This is a genomic window from Bradyrhizobium sp. AZCC 2262 (assembly GCF_036924535.1).
Lineage (GTDB): Bacteria > Pseudomonadota > Alphaproteobacteria > Rhizobiales > Xanthobacteraceae > Bradyrhizobium.
This window is the reverse complement of sequence record NZ_JAZHRT010000001.1, coordinates 5,436,292-5,452,237: the sequence shown is the minus strand read 5'-3', so window position 1 is coordinate 5,452,237 and position 15,946 is coordinate 5,436,292. Positions and strand designations below refer to the sequence as shown.

At 59.0% G+C, this 15,946-nt stretch carries 18 protein-coding genes and 1 pseudogene; 10 read left to right on the top strand and 9 right to left on the bottom strand.

Annotated features, from left to right (window positions below; all coding sequences use genetic code 11):
- Nucleotides 1-79: 79 nt before the first annotated feature.
- Complete coding sequence (locus V1283_RS25700) at nucleotides 80-595, top strand: YciE/YciF ferroxidase family protein (protein ID WP_334389323.1); 516 nt, start codon at nucleotides 80-82, stop codon at nucleotides 593-595.
- Between the two features lie 134 nt (nucleotides 596-729).
- Here the strand turns inward: V1283_RS25700 and V1283_RS25695 are convergent, their stop codons facing one another.
- Complete coding sequence (locus V1283_RS25695; protein ID WP_334389322.1) at nucleotides 730-924, bottom strand: hypothetical protein; 195 nt, start codon at nucleotides 922-924, stop codon at nucleotides 730-732.
- Between the two features lie 986 nt (nucleotides 925-1,910).
- Between V1283_RS25695 and V1283_RS25690 the strand changes: the two genes are divergently transcribed.
- Both V1283_RS25690 and V1283_RS25685 read left to right on the top strand, forming a co-directional pair.
- Nucleotides 1,911-2,549, top strand: a complete 639-nt coding sequence (locus V1283_RS25690; protein WP_334389320.1) for a ParA family protein — start codon at nucleotides 1,911-1,913, stop codon at nucleotides 2,547-2,549.
- Between the two features lie 100 nt (nucleotides 2,550-2,649).
- Nucleotides 2,650-3,384 carry a phasin family protein gene (locus V1283_RS25685; protein ID WP_334389318.1) on the top strand — a complete coding sequence of 245 codons (735 nt, stop codon included), beginning with the start codon at nucleotides 2,650-2,652 and terminating at the stop codon, nucleotides 3,382-3,384.
- Nucleotides 3,385-4,883: 1,499 nt separating this feature from the next.
- Here V1283_RS25685 and V1283_RS25680 read toward each other — a convergent pair.
- Complete coding sequence (locus V1283_RS25680) at nucleotides 4,884-5,063, bottom strand: hypothetical protein (protein ID WP_334389317.1); 180 nt, start codon at nucleotides 5,061-5,063, stop codon at nucleotides 4,884-4,886.
- Complete coding sequence (locus tag V1283_RS25675) at nucleotides 5,048-5,407, bottom strand: nuclear transport factor 2 family protein (RefSeq protein WP_334389316.1); 360 nt, start codon at nucleotides 5,405-5,407, stop codon at nucleotides 5,048-5,050. Before V1283_RS25675 ends, V1283_RS25680 begins: the two co-directional genes overlap by 16 nt.
- A 313-nt stretch (nucleotides 5,408-5,720) precedes the next feature.
- Between V1283_RS25675 and V1283_RS25670 the strand changes: the two genes are divergently transcribed.
- A complete protein-coding gene (locus tag V1283_RS25670) occupies nucleotides 5,721-6,065 on the top strand; it encodes a response regulator (RefSeq protein ID WP_334389315.1) in 345 nt (114 codons plus the stop codon).
- Nucleotides 6,066-6,103: 38 nt separating this feature from the next.
- Here V1283_RS25670 and V1283_RS25665 read toward each other — a convergent pair whose 3' ends face one another.
- The 3 genes and pseudogenes from V1283_RS25665 to V1283_RS25655 all read right to left on the bottom strand — a co-directional run bounded on the left by V1283_RS25665 (nucleotide 6,104) and on the right by V1283_RS25655 (nucleotide 9,016).
- The gene (locus V1283_RS25665; protein ID WP_334389313.1) at nucleotides 6,104-6,301 is read right to left on the bottom strand and encodes a hypothetical protein; all 198 of its coding nucleotides are present in this window, start codon (nucleotides 6,299-6,301) and stop codon (nucleotides 6,104-6,106) included.
- A gap of 1,080 nt (nucleotides 6,302-7,381) precedes the next feature.
- Nucleotides 7,382-7,897 carry an inorganic diphosphatase gene (locus V1283_RS25660; protein ID WP_334389311.1) on the bottom strand — a complete coding sequence of 172 codons (516 nt, stop codon included), beginning with the start codon at nucleotides 7,895-7,897 and terminating at the stop codon, nucleotides 7,382-7,384.
- Nucleotide 7,898: 1 nt separating this feature from the next.
- Nucleotides 7,899-9,016, bottom strand: a pseudogene (locus V1283_RS25655) (YihY/virulence factor BrkB family protein).
- A 255-nt stretch (nucleotides 9,017-9,271) separates the two neighbouring features.
- On the opposite strand from V1283_RS25655, the gene V1283_RS25650 reads away from it, so the two are divergent.
- Complete coding sequence (locus V1283_RS25650) at nucleotides 9,272-9,493, top strand: hypothetical protein (protein ID WP_334389309.1); 222 nt, start codon at nucleotides 9,272-9,274, stop codon at nucleotides 9,491-9,493.
- Nucleotides 9,494-9,544: 51 nt separating this feature from the next.
- On the opposite strand, the gene V1283_RS25645 is transcribed toward V1283_RS25650, so the two are convergent.
- The 3 genes from V1283_RS25645 to V1283_RS25635 all read right to left on the bottom strand — a co-directional run bounded on the left by V1283_RS25645 (nucleotide 9,545) and on the right by V1283_RS25635 (nucleotide 10,958).
- Nucleotides 9,545-9,886 carry a DUF1236 domain-containing protein gene (locus tag V1283_RS25645; RefSeq protein ID WP_334389307.1) on the bottom strand — a complete coding sequence of 114 codons (342 nt, stop codon included), beginning with the start codon at nucleotides 9,884-9,886 and terminating at the stop codon, nucleotides 9,545-9,547.
- 567 nt (nucleotides 9,887-10,453) lie between these two features.
- Nucleotides 10,454-10,645: a hypothetical protein gene (locus V1283_RS25640; protein ID WP_334389306.1), complete on the bottom strand. Its 192-nt coding sequence runs from the start codon at nucleotides 10,643-10,645 to the stop codon at nucleotides 10,454-10,456.
- A 118-nt stretch (nucleotides 10,646-10,763) separates the two neighbouring features.
- Entirely contained in the window at nucleotides 10,764-10,958 is a 195-nt protein-coding gene (locus tag V1283_RS25635; protein WP_057852314.1) for a hypothetical protein, read from the bottom strand.
- 283 nt (nucleotides 10,959-11,241) lie between these two features.
- On the opposite strand from V1283_RS25635, the gene V1283_RS25630 reads away from it, so the two are divergent.
- The 5 genes from V1283_RS25630 (at nucleotide 11,242) to V1283_RS25610 (ending at nucleotide 15,771) form a co-directional block, all read left to right on the top strand.
- The gene (locus V1283_RS25630) at nucleotides 11,242-11,832 is read left to right on the top strand and encodes a hypothetical protein (protein WP_334389305.1); all 591 of its coding nucleotides are present in this window, start codon (nucleotides 11,242-11,244) and stop codon (nucleotides 11,830-11,832) included.
- Nucleotides 11,832-12,104, top strand: coding sequence for a hypothetical protein (locus tag V1283_RS25625; RefSeq protein ID WP_334389304.1), 273 nt, complete (start codon nucleotides 11,832-11,834; stop codon nucleotides 12,102-12,104). The genes V1283_RS25630 and V1283_RS25625 overlap by 1 nt, the downstream gene beginning before the upstream one ends.
- A gap of 174 nt (nucleotides 12,105-12,278) precedes the next feature.
- Nucleotides 12,279-12,446 (top strand): hypothetical protein, encoded by a 168-nt coding sequence (locus V1283_RS25620; RefSeq protein ID WP_334389302.1) that lies wholly within the window; start codon nucleotides 12,279-12,281, stop codon nucleotides 12,444-12,446.
- Between the two features lie 1,363 nt (nucleotides 12,447-13,809).
- A complete protein-coding gene (locus V1283_RS25615) occupies nucleotides 13,810-14,031 on the top strand; it encodes a hypothetical protein (protein WP_334389300.1) in 222 nt (73 codons plus the stop codon).
- A gap of 972 nt (nucleotides 14,032-15,003) precedes the next feature.
- Nucleotides 15,004-15,771: a hypothetical protein gene (locus V1283_RS25610; protein ID WP_334389298.1), complete on the top strand. Its 768-nt coding sequence runs from the start codon at nucleotides 15,004-15,006 to the stop codon at nucleotides 15,769-15,771.
- Nucleotides 15,772-15,946: the final 175 nt, after the last annotated feature.

Below are 15,946 nucleotides of genomic sequence, written 5' to 3'. Positions count from 1 at the left end.
CCTGCGATGGACCAAAGGGCCGCTCTTGGAACAATCGTCCCGGGCGGAGCGTTCAACGGCATTCACTCAGGAGGATGCCATGGGATTATTCACTAAAGACATTAAGACGATGGACGACCTGTTCCTGCTCGGTCTGCAGGATATTTATTATGCCGAGCAGCGGATCACGAAGGCTTTGCCGAAGCTGATCGAGAAAGCCACCAACCGCGATCTGATCGCGGGCCTCAAAGCGCATCTGGAGGAGACCAACAAGCAGATCGAGCGGCTGGACAAGGTGTTTTTGAAGCTGGAGAAGCAGCCGAGCGGTACCCAATGCCCGGCGATCGATGGCCTCATCAAGGAAACCGACGAGGTAGCCGGCGAAGTGGACGACAAGGCCGTGCTGGATGCGGCTATCGTCGCCGGCGCGCAAGCCGTCGAGCATTACGAGATCTGCCGGTACGGTACGCTGATCGCATGGGCCGAGAAGCTCGGTCACGACGAAGTGGTCCGCTTCCTGACGACCAACCTCAACGAGGAAAAGGCGACGAACACCAAGCTCAATACGATCGCGGTTCGGAAGGGCGTCAACACCAAGGCGTCCAACGCAGCCTGATGCAGCAGCCCGTAGGGTGGGCGAAGTAGCTCAACGAGCGAATGTCGATGGTGACGTTCTTCCTGGCGCACCCCAATTCTCGCTGGCGACCTTTCCGTTCGATTGCGGCCTTGCACACGTTCTGCAGCAAAAGCCTACCGCTCCGAACCGGTGCCGTGACGTTTGAATTCTAGGTCATTGAGCGTAAGCGGACTGCGAGCCGGGGAGTCATCGTCTTCGTACCGCGCAGCTAAGTCCAGAAGACGCCTTTTTGTGAAACGATCGGTTGCTATCGCTGCCAACTCGCGCGCCGTTTGGGCGCGTTGTTTCTTAAATTCGGTATCCAACATGACACATCTCCAAAGCCGTCTCCCGAAAAGCTAGATGCTACTCAAGACAATGACATGCGCAAAATGGATGCGCGGATGGATGTGGATAAGCCGAATGGGGAGTACCAATCGCCGGCGTGAGCGGTTCGACATGCGCGGCTCGCGAGTTCCAATTCTGCGATATTTTGGTCACACCGTGTACTCAATCGGATTCATTGCAAGCCACCCAAGTTTACAACGGCAGACCTCGGTAGATACTCGCGCCGACGCAAACTTCGAAGGGAGTCGTGCGGTGTCGGCAGTTCAGTTTGACAGCGAAATTGGCTGGGACGGCAATAGCCTGACTGTCTGGGCTACCGTGAATGGTTCTGCGAGATTCCTCGGTCTACTATTCATGGAGTGCCGCTCTTACGCGACGAGATTTCGTGGGAGATTTCACGGGATCGTGCAGCAATTTTTGATCGTCTGCGACCAGCCGTTGTTGCGAAAATCGTTCGCAGTCGTGACAAGTCGATACGGCTTCATTCGTCCGACATCAGTGCGCCAGCACTCGAGCTGGCCGTGGGCTGATGTCCTGAAATTAGACGGGCAAATTTCGATAGTGCGTCGCCTTCTCTCTAATGCTGCCGCGAATGCTCTGTGGGATATTTTCTGCAATCAGCCTCCAGAGGTGGGGGTGTCGTGAGGCAAAGGATATTGACGATGAGGTCACTGCTCATTCTCGTTGCTATCTGCTTTTCGGCAACCGCATTCGCTCAGAGTGTGCCGCGAAAGGTCGGTAACAAATCGCTGGTTCAGGTAAAGCCGAAAGAGCCGATGGGCTGCAAACTCGTTGGAACGGTCCGGGGCACAAAGCTATGGGCTGGTGACTGCACAGGGTCGGAACTTAGGGGCTCGACAACCACGACGGAAACGCAAGCCTTGCCTGAGCAAGCGACCGCAGTAATCCCGCCCGGTCAGAAAGAGGAATAGCGGCTCGGACGCCTGCCATTTGGGGAAACGCAGGAATGTACGTCGTCACGCTGGTCACGCAAAAAGGCGGAAGCGGCAAGAGCACGCTCACCGTGGCCCTTGCTGTCGCTGCGATGGAGGACGCAAACGGCGTTGCCGTGATCGAAGCAGATTCGCAAGGCACGGTATCAAGCTGGCGCCGACGGCGCACCAACCCCTATCCGCGCGTTGATCGGGTTGCCGATCGCGGTGAAATTGAGCGTGCAATACCTCGCCTCAGGGCCGAGGGGGTCAGGCTCGCAATTATCGACACCGCAGCCACGAACAACAACTTGAGCAGCTGCGCCATTTCGATGGCTGATTTTTGTCTGATCCCGGCCCGTCCGAGTCCGGCAGATATAGAAGCTGCGCTGCCCACGCTTACCACCATTCGCAGGTTCAACCGCCGATTTGCCTTCGTCCTCAACCAAACGCCGCCTCGCGGCTGTCGGCTGAGCGAAGCTGCGACGGCACTCAATTCGCTCGGGGTACTCGCGCTGCCCTTCATCGTCCAGCGCAACGACTACCAGGACGCGCTCGGGGCGGGTTTGGGCGTCACAGAATTTGCCCCCAAAGGAAAGGCCTCAGAGGAAATTCGCGCGTTGTGGGGCTGGGTTTCGAAACAACTCAACAGGGAGGCGGTCGTTCATGGGTAAACCGCGGTCAAGGCAGCCTGCTTATGCGCGCCCCGTTCGTCGTTCGCTCGTGGAGCTCACGGCCGCTGCAGTGAGCAGTGCCGTACGTGATGGAGAGCGCGTGACGTCGCCCGCTCCGATCGCGACTTTCTTAGAGGACGTAAAAGCGGGTGAAGCCGCAGCTGAGAGCGCTGACGAGCTCACCACGAGCATCACGGTTTCCCTTCCGGTCACGGGGCATGCGGAGGCCTCGGCCGTAATCCAATTGCCGGATCCGGCAGACGCGCTCACCTCGAGCGTTCGCCCGATCTCAAATTCCGCCGATGGTACCATCGAAATGGCTGTGGAGGCCGTTGAAGATCATCGGGCTCCTGTCCTGCAAAACCCGAAAGTCTGTGTGAGTGCCTCACCGGGTGATGTGAAGGACATTGCCAGCCAGGAGTTGCCGACCGGTACAACGCTGGAACCGGCGACTCAGGAAGCGAGCAGCAGCCATGGTGCTGTAAGCTCGGAGAAGACGATCCCGGCGGCTGCCGCTGCTGCGACCGTTGCTGACTACCAGGCCAAGGCGTTTGGACTCACGGAGGCGAACATGAGCGCCGCACTGGAATACGCGCAGCAGCTGGTCAATCTGAGGTCGGCCTCCGATTTCATCAAATTGTCGAGCACGCATGCGCGAATACAGATCGAGCTGATGGTCAAGCAGTCCAGCGAATTGCGGTCGCTTGCAATGAACTTGATGTCGTCCTACGACACCCACACCGCTGCTGATCCCCAGGTGTTAACAAAATCCACTGACCGGCCGCAGAGCGCGTTGGTTCCGAGCGTGATGTTTTCTTCCTGCGTGGACTTCTGATCTGGTTTGCCGAAGGAAGGATTGATGAACGCCCGTCCTGATCACGCTTGGCGCGGCTTGAGGAAGCACTGCTTGGGCGCGCATCCGAGATCGCGAAGGCTCATTCCGAATCGGGCGAGCATCATTGCCGTTCTCTTGAGTAATCAAGCAGAGGTGGTGCAACTGTTTGGTTGCTTCAAATCCGAGCGGCGTGAGCGCCGGAAGAAGGTTAGACAGGATCGCAAACAGCTTGAAGTAAGGGCGCGGCGATTCCTAAAAAGCTACCTAGAAGCAGATGAAGCGCGAAAGCCTGAGTTCTATCGCGCCGTTGAAGACACCAGCAGGAAATGCCGTCCCCCGATTTAGATTTTTCCCAACCAGATTTGAACGATGGTCAAATTGCCGAGGCTACGTCGAAAGCTGCGATGCAGATGGTTTTGGAACGTGAGAGCCGCCGAGTTGGAGATTTCGTGACTGGTGCCTGCGCAACGGTAGCGGTCGCATACCATCGTGCCGCAGGGCTCTACGAAGCCGACGCAGACATGCAAGAGTTGGGAACTGCCGCTGTCCACCTGCTAACGATAGCAACGTCCTATACCAACGCACAGAAAGAATGATTTACGGCAACCAATTTAGAGCGCTAACAGTCGGTGACTGCGTTTGCTGGAAAAACATCGATATCGGACCTTGTCACGATTGCTTGGAGCGGAGTTTCGACTGATTGGGATGACAGTCATTCGGCTTCAATCCGGCGCAACGATATGGCGCGGGTCGAGAAAGTTAAGTGAGTTCGCGTCGGCGGGGCTAGAGCCGAAGCGAAGGTCTATACGGCAAGTAGGTGGTGGCCTTGTGTCTTAGGCCGCTTGGTACCTATTGCAGCCACCTCTTTCGAAGACTTCCCGAACATGGCGATCCGCTTGCTTGTGAATTCTGCAATAACAGTGAAAAACTCGACGGGGCGACCTAATTGTCGCTAGCCTCTGGCTGAATTCAAAAGCAAATGTCATGTTAGCTTGCGCCATTTCCAGTAGCTTTGCTTGATAAGCGCGCACGTTTGCGGTGGCTGAAGATAAATCAAATCGTTTGCTCAAATTGTTATCCGTCATCGCCTGAGAGACATCTTCTTGTAGGGCTGTCACTGTATTCTCGATTGCAAGGGGGCCGCTGGTTTTGAGTCGTTATGAGGCTTGGGAGGCGATTCAGCCGAGCTTGCCGCAACCGAGCGACGGACCTTCGAGCTTCTGACGAGGCCCGCTGGGCCTTCGCGGCTATTTTCGGCCGCGCGCTCTAGACGCCGTTGCCGGTGTGCGTTTGCGCATCTTGCACTCCAAAGGACGGATTGGGACCACGGCGGTCATTCGTGCAAAGACACCACGCGTTGCAGTTTAACGTTCCAAACGGAAAGTTATGGAAGTTCCACATGTTCAACCCGATTGAGCCCTTCCGAGGGCTGAACCCGTTGTGGCAACGCCCGACGTGGTCGTCCCAACCTCATGCGTCGGTCCATTGGTATCGCAACCTTATCCCTTTTTCCCGTTCTCCAAAATCGCCTGCTCGACTTCGGATGCTAGCTGCGTCAGATGGGCCGCCAGCCGGTCGAACAGCTCGCGTTTTTTCGGATCGGTCGCCAAATCACGGACTAGCTCGCACTCTGCCGCGTCCCTGCGTAACTTTTCCAACTGCGCTAGCATGTCCTGCATTGGACCGCCCCTATCTCATGCTCGTATCCATCATCACGTATAGGACCACAGCGACAACGATTGATCATCCCATCTTCTGCGATGTCGAGCAGTGCTTGAACGATCCCGCCACTGGTTCGATAGGAGATAACCACCGCACCACCGTCTACCTGCAAGTCTTCCAGTTCGAGCGCGGGCATTGTGATGAAGCGATGTCGCCAGTAGGCCGCGATGCCTTCCTGACCATGGTTAATCTTGCGGCCTCCGCAGGCGTACTCGACCACCGCGTCCGGGCTGTGCATTCCCATAATCTGATTAATTCGGGCAGCGCGGTAAGCGTCCAGCCAATCGACCGCGACGGCCATCGGGTCACAGGGTGTCATTAGTCCCTACCTACTTGCCATAATGCAGCCGAGTTAGATCGGCGGGTGTGAATGAAGTCTGAATGGAAACGAAACTTACTCGACCGATTTAACTTAACATTTGTTGGGCGACTAGTGCAGGTACGGTCCCGCTTTACCCATCGGCAAGAAGGGATGCCGCGCAACGTCGGAAAACCGAGCGGGTCGCTAATGCTTTGTTGTCGGGGCTTCAGCCTAGTCCGAAGCAGATGGGACATTCGGGTCCGAAGTGAACTAAGTCCGACATTCCGAATTATCGTGTAATTCGGAGTTGCTGATGTCGAACTTCGTGACCCTGTTGGTCGAGGATGATGCGTTTCAGCGTGAGGCATTCGCCGATCTACTGAAGGATGAAGGATTTGAAGTGATCGAATGTACCACCGCCGAAGCCGCGGAATTGATCATCGCGTCAACTGGTAAAGAATTGCAGGCACTCATCACCGACCAACACCTAGCCGGTGCAATGTCCGGGGCACAGCTTGCTCAATATGCCCGCCGCCGCCACCCGCATATGAACATCATCATTATGTCCGGCAAGACCGTGGAGCCTATTCCGGTCAACACCACGTTCTTACAAAAGCCCTTCACTGCAGCGCAGTTGCTCGAAGCAGTCCGTGATTGAAGTCTGCTGCGCGGCACCACCCAGCCCAGATGGGGCAGTCAGGGCTGGGCATGCCGTGTGCGCGAAGGTCGATCTCCACGGAGAAATTTCACTCCTTCGACGGATAGCTGACGGGCGCTGTCGTCCTTGCCCTTCAAGAACTCGGTCAAGCGCTCCCTTGCAGACTGCTCTTCTTCCGGTGTGAGGTTGACCATCATCCCGTAGGTGCGCATCACCCGGTCAATGACCTTTTCCATGCACATCACTCCTAAAAATGCCGCAACGCTGCATCGGAACGAAAGTTCCTGAAGAGGGTTGAGGGGGCGCGGATCTAGGAGGTCGCCATGGAGGACTGCGTTACGCGCTGTTTGCACTGCGGGAAGCGTGCGGTGCCCATGCCTAGTTTGAGCGGACGCACGGAATTGAAGTGCTTGTTCTGCGACAAGCTAGGCCCGATGGAGATGACGGCGGCGAACAAGTGGGCCGATAGCCCGCTCGCCACGCCTATTTCCGAGACGGTCCCAGAGACAGTTTTTTAAACGAGCTAGCTCGCAGTAAGCCTTCCGACGTGATGTCCCGGTATTCAACGCTCATAAGGACTTCGAGGCTCACCAGGTCACCTATCCTGGTGGGCCCCCGTGTCGTTCGAAGTGCTACCATGGAGACGCTTGTTCCGGCAGATCGCCTTCCTCTAAGACGCAATGGTCAGCCCCTGCTCCGCTCTGAAGCGCTGGTAGGAGGCAATTGCTTTATTGGAGAGAAGGAGTGGTCGCCTTTCGCCGTGCCGGACCATGGCCTCGATGGTATCGAGAAGGTGGCTCGCAGTCCTATCGGGGTTCCCGAGTTCACCCATTGCGTCCAGATAGTCCCGAGCAATCTGGAATGACGTTGCGAAGATGTATTGCGTCGTCTCGCTCATGAAGAGCGAACGTTGTTAGGTACGCCCCGTTCCCTTCCATTGGGCAGGGAGGCCTTAGAAGGGCAAATTAGCCGGTACTTGGCGCTTTAGGATCGTGGTGTTGCCATCCGGCTCCAGCCGATCTTAGCGTGTCATTCTCAGCGCCCTCCGTGGCATACGCGATGGCAACCGCGCGGCCGATCCCGCTATTAGCAGGCGGCCCCTGATGGTAGCGGACGTGGGCTCTGCCTACGCTTTGGAGGCGCCCTGACCGTGACGTGAGGTCCACCGTCAAACGAAGTTTGCTCCGGACGATCGCGTCATCTGCCTGCGTCGTCGGTGACGGCCGGCTGCCGGCGCCCCGATGGCATGGCAAGCACTCGCAACCACGCAGCTCGCGAGAGAACCCGGGCGAGTGCTTCCTAGCGTATGCCGGAAGCTATGCGGAGAGCCGCTTGATGGTTTTGGCGGCCTGCTTTGGGCCGCGCCATCCCAAAAACTCGAGTTCCTTGTCTTCGAGCGCATTCGTGGCGCGGAAGAAGCGCTCCAATTCCTCGCGTGCGCGGGACGGAAGGTGGCGGATGTCCTTCAGATCGGTCTCGAGAGGAGAGCGGTCTGGCACCGCGAACACGCGGTCATTTCGCTCCTTCTTGCCTTTGCTCGTCTGCTCGACTTCTAGGATGCCCACGGGCCGACATCGCAACACGACCCCGGGATAGGTCTGCGCGTCGTGGATTACCAGGACGTCGAGGGGGTCGCCATCTTGCGCCTTGGTCGACGGGATGAATCCCCAGTCGTACGGATAGGTGAGGCCAGCCATCAAGGGCTTGGCAAGCGTGAACACCCGCAGCTTCGGATCGAAGTCCAGTTTGCAGGTGCTTCCACGAGGTGTTTCGACGATGGCGTGGACGTTCTCCTCATCGGCCCAGGTCGGAATCTTGAGCAGGTTCGTCATATCAGTCGCCCTTCGCCGCACAGACCGTTTCGGCCACCCGCGCGCCCCGCACGCTCATCGGCTTGGGCGATCCCGTCGTTGTGTCTCGCGCGGTCTGGTGCTCCATCTCGGCGTCGAGTTCGGCACCCAGCAGAATCACGATGGCAGAAATCCAGAGCCACGTCATGAAGCCGATTACGGCCCCGAGAGAGCCGTAGGTTTCGTTGAACTTCCCGAAACTGGACGCGTACCAGGAGAACAGCGCCGAGATTCCGAGCCACAGGAGCGCGGCCAGGGCGCTGCCCCAGGTGATCCACCGCCACCGCGGCGTCTCGCGGCTCGGCCCGTAACGGTAGATGACGGCCAGAGCGAGGGTCAGGACCACGAACATCGCCGGCCACCGGCCAAGACGCAGGAGCAGATCGGCCGCCTCGGAAAGCCCGATGTATTTAAGCGCGACGGGCATGACTACGATGGTGCCGAGCGCAGCCACGACGAAGAGGATGCCGCTGACCGTGAAGAGGAGCGATATCGCGTTCAACTTCAAGAAGCCTCGCTTCTCCTCCTCGCCGTACACGATGTTCAGGGTGTCAAAGAGCGACTTCATCGCCGCGTTGGCACTCCAGAGCGAGATCCCCAGGCCCACCAGAAATGTGAGCCCGAGGGTCTGCGGACCTTCGAGGCGACGCGCGTGAGCTGCTCCCGCGCGACATCGATGGCGCCGCCGGGCAAAACTCCGGAGACCTGATCGAGGTGCCTCGCTATCGCCGACGGGTCAGCGAAAAGCCCGTACACTGCAACCAGCGCTGCGAGCGCGGGGAAGATGGCAAGCAGACTGTAGTACGTCATGCCCGCGGCAAGAGCCAGGTTCCGGTGCTCCGATACGTTCGAATACACCCGAAGCAGGATGTCCTTCAAACCGCTTGGCGGGATCTCGGAAGCCGTCGTGGCGAGCCGGCCGCGGCCATCGTCATCCCTCGCGGCGCGCGAGCCGGCGGATAAGGACACCCTCGGCCGCTCGCCGCCGCCGGGGAAGAGGTATTCAATCGCCGCCGCAGCAGCCAACAGGGCAACGACCGGAAAGAGGGCCCCACCGTCGGAAGGGGAGGCATCCGTCTCTGTTCGCTTGCTTCGCAACATCCGCTTCACCGATCACCGGAAGACGTTCAAGTGAAAAGAGAAAGAGCAGGTGCGCAGGAACGTTCCTGCTGCTATAGCCGTACTCTTTTGGAACATTGTCCCCGTACCATCTTGGCTCGACGGACCACTGCCCGCCGTTGGCGGACGGCGCTGTAGCGGATAGCCAAACGCTCGCCCCGCTCTTCAAACATGGGTCAGCGCGGATAGCGGAAGGCGGTGGTCCCGGATCATCCGCCTCAGACCAGGAACGGACGCTTGAAGAAGCCAGCAAAAACACGTGAAGAACTCGAGGCCGCGATCAGGCTGGAGATGGAAGACATCTGCGAATGGCCGACGGGCCTGGCCATTTCCGTGGCGCCCCACGAGGATACCTGGAAGGTCTTGATCATGACGGAAGGACCGCAAGATGCGGGTCGCTCCGAGATGATCGAAGCGATCGCGGACAGACTGCGCACCCAGTTCGACTTGAAGGGCTGACGACCCAGCGCAAAGCGAAGCCCCCAAGGGACCCCGCTTCGCGCGAAGGCGTCAGTCGACTTCCTGTACGACGGTCCGGCTACCCGGATCGACCAACATTACGCGGTCACCCGAATACACATAGCGATACTTGGTGAGAGATGGACCCCAGTCAGCGGGCACCGATTCCAGTTCGACGTCGGCCGGCACACGACCGCCGACCACGATCTTCTCCTTCGTGGTCACGGGGCGGATCTTGTGTTCGGTGACGTAGCTTTTGATCTTGGTGCGGTACTGCGGCTCGATCTGGACGGTTGCTCCGGCTGTGCCGGTTGTGGTCGTAACCGTCGTCTGAGCGAAGGCTGCAGTGGCCAGCAGCGAGGCCGCCGCCGAAATCAGAAGCAATTTCTTCATTTGTCTTCTCCTTGTCCGCACCATGCGGCTCATCCCCACCAATGACTGCGACACCGGCTGGTTCCTCCATCCGGGAAGAATCGGCAACGGCGTAGGGAACACTCGGTACGTCTTGCTGGTTCTCGCATGGTCGCCAAGGAGCAAAGGTCCGGACCAGCTGTCATGCGAATTGCCCAGATCGCGCCCTTATTGGGACGTCAACATGATGGCATCGACTGGCCGGCAGAAATGACGACGCGCCGAGGCGCCCCGAAAGGGGATGGATTGACCAGATCAGACTAGGAGGCGTGAGGGAACTCTATAACCGAGTCTCGTGACATTTCGGCTTCAACTGCAACGATGGCAGCGTTGGCGAGCGCTATCTTGTGCGTCACGCCTCGGTCCGACGCTGCTCTTATCGATTTAGCAGCAAGCTCGGATACATATACGTAGTTCAGCGCTTGGCCCGTCTGCTCAAGGTACTGCAATGCGATATTCAGGGGCTCTTCAAGGGAAGGTCTTGTCTCGTTCAGGGGCCAAGCGTGGCGCATCGATCCAACTCACAAACGTCGCAGACCAATGAACTGCCTACGTCGTCGAACGTTCCTCGCTGGGGCCGATGGGATCAGGTTTCGTCTTGAGTGCTTGCGCCGCCAGTTCGGCCTGAGCCACTTGCTCCCGCAACGAGATTACTTCCGACATGCTTTGGAACAGCCGATCTTTAGGGGCACGGTGGGCGGCCGGCTTGGCGCGCTTACGATGATCGCTTCGATGTCGCATGGCAGTCTCCCTTGCCGACGAGAAAGAAGTCCCCGGCGAAGGATGAGTTCCTATTCACGATCGCGGTCAGTGAAAGTTCCAGCCAACCGGCTTCAATTTTGAAAGGCAGTTGAGCGACTCATTTTTTCGCCTTCAGCCCGATCTCGACTGCCTCTCGCGCCAGCCTTTCTGCTCTAAGGCGTTTGTGGTTTGCATGGAATTCTGGCTCGGCTTGGCTGTCCGATATCGTCTGTCTCGACGAAAGCGGGTGGAGAGCCCGTCGCTCGAGCTCGTCCGCAACCTGTTGCTCGGCAGACCGCTTCGGCTTGATCATTTGCTTTTTCCCTTCAGCCCCAGCGCTACCAAGCGCCGGATCGCGTGAGCGCGGGTAAGGGTTTTGTCGCTCGACGCTGCGATCCACGCATCAATCGCGGCAAGCTCGGAGGGGTGCCACCGCTCGCCGACTTGAACCCCTTTTCCTGTCGGGGCAGGGCCGCGCTTTTTCTTTGGTACCACACTTGTCTTCGCCATAAACCGTGGTACCATAGAAGCAAGCCGAGGGGAAGCTGTAACTTCCCGCTCGGCTCTAACCCGAGCCACGAAGGACGCAAATCCAAATGACCCGAGCTGACCGCGTGCATAGCACGCCACCCCTAAGCACGTCCTTAAACAACACCGCCGATTCGTCCGCCACCGATGGTGTCGACACCTCTCGGCGCCGCTTCCTATCCCAAGCCGCAGCAGTCACCGCAGGAGGCGCTGTCCTTGCGACGTCGCTCTCGGTGTCCGCATCGGCCGCGGGCGCTATGCAAGCCCCTGATCCGATCCTGGCGGCCATTGAAGCGCACAAGGCGGCACACGCCAAATTTGTCTCCTGGGTCGGCCGCCACTGCAAACTCGAGAACGAGCTTCCCAAGGAACGACGCTGCTCCAGCATCACTGCCTGGGAGGAGGAGATCGTGGAGGCCGACGATCCCAGGTGGATCGAGGCCGAACGGCAGGTTGGCCTGACCTGCAGCACCGAGATCGATGCTGCGTACACGCTCATCGAAGTAATCCCCACCACGCGGCTTGGGATGCTGGCCTTGCTCGAGCACGCTGTCAGCCACGACGCAGACGGCCATGCTTGGCCCGATGAATGGCGCGAGGGCTTGCTTGAGAACCTCTCCGAAGTTCTTCCACAGCTCTGGCAGGGGAGGATGGTCTGATGTTGCTACACAGCGCGGATTTATCACAAGGCTTACTGCAAACTGATATCGGCTTGATTGCTCTCAATGAGACCCATGCGGTCTTCTCGATTCGGGTCGCGCGCGCCACGCTCGCGGAGAACCACTTCTTCCTCAACGTGGTCTCGGACATTGCCGGCGGCGACGGCAGGCTTCAGATGCCGGCGCCCACTCCAGCACCGAAAAGCAACAGGCTCAGGGCCGCTGCGGCATGGTGGGGGAGTTGGATTAGGCCCAAGAAGCCCGCCAGCTAAGTCGTCCCGATATGGGCGATTTTCCCGTCGCTGATCTCCAGGCGCGCCCGGTTCATGCGGGCGGGCCTGGAGCCCCCGCATGGTGTGAGCCGGCCGCGGCCGCTCGACCGTTCGTTCCGGGACCTATAGCCGGTTCTGCCTGGAACCACGCGCTGGGCTGGCAATTAAACTCTCATGAAGATGGCCAAAGCAATCCGACAGCAGGCGGGCACCGCAGAACGGGTTGCGGCGACCTCCGCTGACGCGTTTGTGGCCGATCAGATGAAGTCTTTGGCCCAGGCCTTCAGAGCTCAGGCCGAAATCATGAAGAAGAACAAAAAGAACAAGAAAAAGAAGAAATGAGATTCTCGATAAAGGCGAAGTGCAAGGACGGCGAAATTCTCCACCGGAGGAAGACGCCCGAAGCTGCGCTGAAGAAGGCTCGCGAGATGTCGCAAACAGGGTGTTACGACATTCGCATCACAACGCCCGAAGGCCGAGACTACCATTCGTCAGAGTTTGCAGATCTACCCCGCACGCCGGTTGCGCGGCGACCTTCTCAGCCGTCCCGCGGAGGACATCGAAGCCGCTAGGATTGATTGCGGCTAAGAATGCCGCCCGGCCTAGCGCCGGGCTTTTTCATGGGTAACGACGCGACGGCCGGGAGGCGCCACTTTTTCCCGTAGTTGGAACGACTCTTCTCGCTGCGCTTTTGTAGTGCGTCATGTCATGGCGCAGCGCCAGGGGGAGCGGAACCACATGAGAGTTCCTCTGAGTTCAATGCTATTTCGCCGTGCACCGGCATCCGACGATGATCTTAAAGTCGCTATGGAAGAACTCTGGGCATTGCGGACCGAGGTGGCGGCAGCCGAACGGGCGGAAGCAGCGTCAGCAGACACGCTATGTCAGTCCGCCACCCTATCTTCGCACTATGCCAAAAACGCAGTAGTTCTGCGTTTCCACCGGCGAACCCGTGCCGACCGGCAATGATTGGTTCGACGAGATGAACTTCGCACCCGAACCGTACGGCGGGCCTTCCAGTTAGGGCACCCGTGCTGACAGGTGTCCTACGTTGTTGCCAATTTTTCTCAGTAAACGTTGCTGCATGTCGGTCGTGTTGCTCACCCAGCTGTCGCGGCCGGGCGGGGTTGTCGATGTAATGCCCCTTCGGCGGCCCCACTCATTCAGCCTCGACCATCGCCGCCTTAACAACCACGCGGGCCGATCCTTGTTGAACCGTGTCGGCCGCACCGGGTGGGTTCCAGGGCGGTCGGCGGGGGTCGCTGTTGGATAGCTCTCCTCTGGCGGCCCCAAGTAGCCTTTCGGCGTGGGCTAGGGGCGCCATACCCACTGTATCAGTTTGCCGACGGCAAAAACGATTGCGACGATTCCAACGGCAACGGCAAAGATGGTGTTTGGATCGTACATCCAGCTTCAAGAGACCGGGCAACGGAACGTTCCTCGTTGATTGGCCGCATCGCATGGGGCCGCTGACGAGCACGGGATCGCTGTGTTGATTTCTGCTCTCACCGGCGTGCCAATTGGGGTCGACCACGCTATCGAGTTGGCCGTCTAGTCAACACCGCAACTTGGGAGCCCGCCGGTTCACGCCGGCGGGCCGTTTTCGTTCTCATAGCAAGAATTTAATTCGACTCCCGGTCCAAAAGCGAATCTAGTTCCCTCACAGGAACTAGCCGGGTCTTGCGTCGGTTTGAGGGGCGGGACAATGCCAATCGATCGGTTGTTGAAAGACGGCCAACACACGCCGGAGCAAATCGAGCTTTTGAACAATGCCTTCAATCACGCCCTAAACTTGCTGAGCGTGGCTGACCGTAACGACCCCCTTTGTGAGATGGTGGCTCGCACCGTTATCGAAGTCAGCGCGACCGGCACTAGAAAGCCTCGCAAGATAGCGGAAGTAGCCGTGGCGCTGATCGGCCTAAGATAAGGCCGCCTCAGTTGGCGGCCTCTTCGTTCCCGAATCTCATAAATGCAACAAGCCGGGGCGGCGTTTGCTACAACCGCCCCGGCTCTAACCCGAGCCACAAAGGTTGCTGGAAATCATGACCCAGGCTCACAGTGGGATAGCACGCCACCCCTAAGCATATCTGTAAACCACCTCACAGCCGGACCTGGATGGCTGGCCGGCTTTTGAATGAGAAACGGGCCCCAGCCACGGGGGACAGGGCCGGGGCCGTCATTCCAACGCGCCAGACGACGGCGCCGGGCGCGAGCTTAAAACGTTCTTAACCGTAGCCCGTTCCTACCGTGTTCATACGGATACTTAAGCCTGTGGAAAACTGTACGGTAGCTCTTTGGCCGGCGCGGCTTTCATTCCGCATAATTTTCCAGCGAAGGGTCGCGCCAATGCGACCCTTTTGGATTCTTGGCGCTATGATGGGAGGGGAAAAATGCCTCGTAATCAGCCACAGCAAATTGCCGTTACCGAGACCGAGAGCAAACGACTGCGCGAAAGAGCCGTAAACTGTCACCGCCTAGCAGTCGGCGTAGGCGATCTTGAGTTCGCCATTAAGCTAGAGGCAATCGCAGGCGAATATGAAGCCAGAGCCGCCCAAGCGGATGCAAATACGGCCGCACCAAAAGAGTAAGGCCGACTTAGCAACCACCCAGGCCGATCCTTGTTGAACCGTGTCGGCCGCAACGGGTGGTTCCAGGGCGGTCGGCGGGGTCGCTGTTGGATAGCTCTCCTCCGGCGACCCCACCCGGATTTTTAGCAACTCCCCCAGTATTCATTCGCTGAACGCTGTCGGTCGCCGACCTCACCTGGAGGAGCAAGCGGCAGGCCGTGGCCGTCGGTTGGATAGCCCTCCGGCGGCCCCAAGCAGTCCTAAGCGTCGGCTAACGCACTCCGTCCCGCGCGGCGGCTGCTGGCCTGCCGTCTCGGTCACGCAGCAGAACCATGATCCAGATCAAGATGGGTGCTCAACAGCCGCCCAAGGAATTCGCCTTGGGCTGGACGCTCCTCGGCTGGGCCACCCCGCGTACAAACCGCCACCGCTTGTGGAATACGTCAACAATGAAACGCTACCTCGCTCCTTTCGCAATCGCCACCAGCCTGTTCGCGCCAGTTGCGTACGCCAACGACGCCTTGGAAGCCAAGGTGCGGGCTTACGTTCCGGTCGTCTCCCTCGCCAAAGTATGTGACCTCAGGATCAGTGACGCCGCCTCGGGTGAGCACCGCGCCATGTACGAAGCGGTGAAGTCCGACCCGAACGCCAACAAACTCGCCTACCGCGTGCACTACCAAACGCAGACGGCCTACATCAAGGCCCGCGATGGAGGTCAACGGGTCGCCTTCTGCAAGGACTTCATCGCAGCCAACAGCCAATACGCCAAGGCGCGCTTCACCACCGTGGTCGAGGGCCAGATGAGCGACGTCAGCAGTGGCGTACAGAAAGCGATTGCCCACAACGTCTGCGGTGCGCCCCCGGTCAAGCTGTCCAAGGCGGACTGGAAACCGTACGCGCTCATCAAAAAGATGCTTCAGAGCGAGCAAAAGGTGGCCAAGGAAAACGCCGAGACAAACGGCTGGAACGTCGCCGAGGAAACGGCAGGAAGCTACGTTTCTACCACCGGCCGACAGGGACGCCTTTGCCGGGCAAGCCGGGCAGCGCCGAGTTCATGGCGGCCTATCACGGCGCTTGCGGAGACTCGGCGCCGACGCTGACCGTTCTCAGGAAAACCCCCAGGCTGCGAGCCGATGCCGAGGGCAGCATCGACTGGCTGGTGACGAAGTATTTCAACTCGGACCAATGGAAGCGATTGTCGATAGACACGCAGGCCGGACGCCGCCGGATTCTGGAACGCTTCCGCGCCGATCATGGCGACAAGCCGCTCGACAG

Coding starts and splice junctions, on each gene's coding strand:
- V1283_RS25700 (WP_334389323.1), top strand. CDS start 80: ATGGGATTATTCACTAAAGACATTAAGACGATGGACGACCTGTTCCTG.
- V1283_RS25695 (WP_334389322.1), bottom strand. CDS start 924: ATGTTGGATACCGAATTTAAGAAACAACGCGCCCAAACGGCGCGCGAG.
- V1283_RS25690 (WP_334389320.1), top strand. CDS start 1,911: ATGTACGTCGTCACGCTGGTCACGCAAAAAGGCGGAAGCGGCAAGAGC.
- V1283_RS25680 (WP_334389317.1), bottom strand. CDS start 5,063: ATGCAGGACATGCTAGCGCAGTTGGAAAAGTTACGCAGGGACGCGGCA.
- V1283_RS25675 (WP_334389316.1), bottom strand. CDS start 5,407: ATGGCCGTCGCGGTCGATTGGCTGGACGCTTACCGCGCTGCCCGAATT.
- V1283_RS25670 (WP_334389315.1), top strand. CDS start 5,721: ATGTCGAACTTCGTGACCCTGTTGGTCGAGGATGATGCGTTTCAGCGT.
- V1283_RS25665 (WP_334389313.1), bottom strand. CDS start 6,301: ATGGAAAAGGTCATTGACCGGGTGATGCGCACCTACGGGATGATGGTC.
- V1283_RS25660 (WP_334389311.1), bottom strand. CDS start 7,897: ATGACGAACCTGCTCAAGATTCCGACCTGGGCCGATGAGGAGAACGTC.
- V1283_RS25645 (WP_334389307.1), bottom strand. CDS start 9,886: ATGAAGAAATTGCTTCTGATTTCGGCGGCGGCCTCGCTGCTGGCCACT.
- V1283_RS25640 (WP_334389306.1), bottom strand. CDS start 10,645: ATGCGACATCGAAGCGATCATCGTAAGCGCGCCAAGCCGGCCGCCCAC.
- V1283_RS25635 (WP_057852314.1), bottom strand. CDS start 10,958: ATGATCAAGCCGAAGCGGTCTGCCGAGCAACAGGTTGCGGACGAGCTC.
- V1283_RS25630 (WP_334389305.1), top strand. CDS start 11,242: ATGACCCGAGCTGACCGCGTGCATAGCACGCCACCCCTAAGCACGTCC.
- V1283_RS25625 (WP_334389304.1), top strand. CDS start 11,832: ATGTTGCTACACAGCGCGGATTTATCACAAGGCTTACTGCAAACTGAT.
- V1283_RS25620 (WP_334389302.1), top strand. CDS start 12,279: ATGAAGATGGCCAAAGCAATCCGACAGCAGGCGGGCACCGCAGAACGG.
- V1283_RS25615 (WP_334389300.1), top strand. CDS start 13,810: ATGCCAATCGATCGGTTGTTGAAAGACGGCCAACACACGCCGGAGCAA.
- V1283_RS25610 (WP_334389298.1), top strand. CDS start 15,004: ATGATCCAGATCAAGATGGGTGCTCAACAGCCGCCCAAGGAATTCGCC.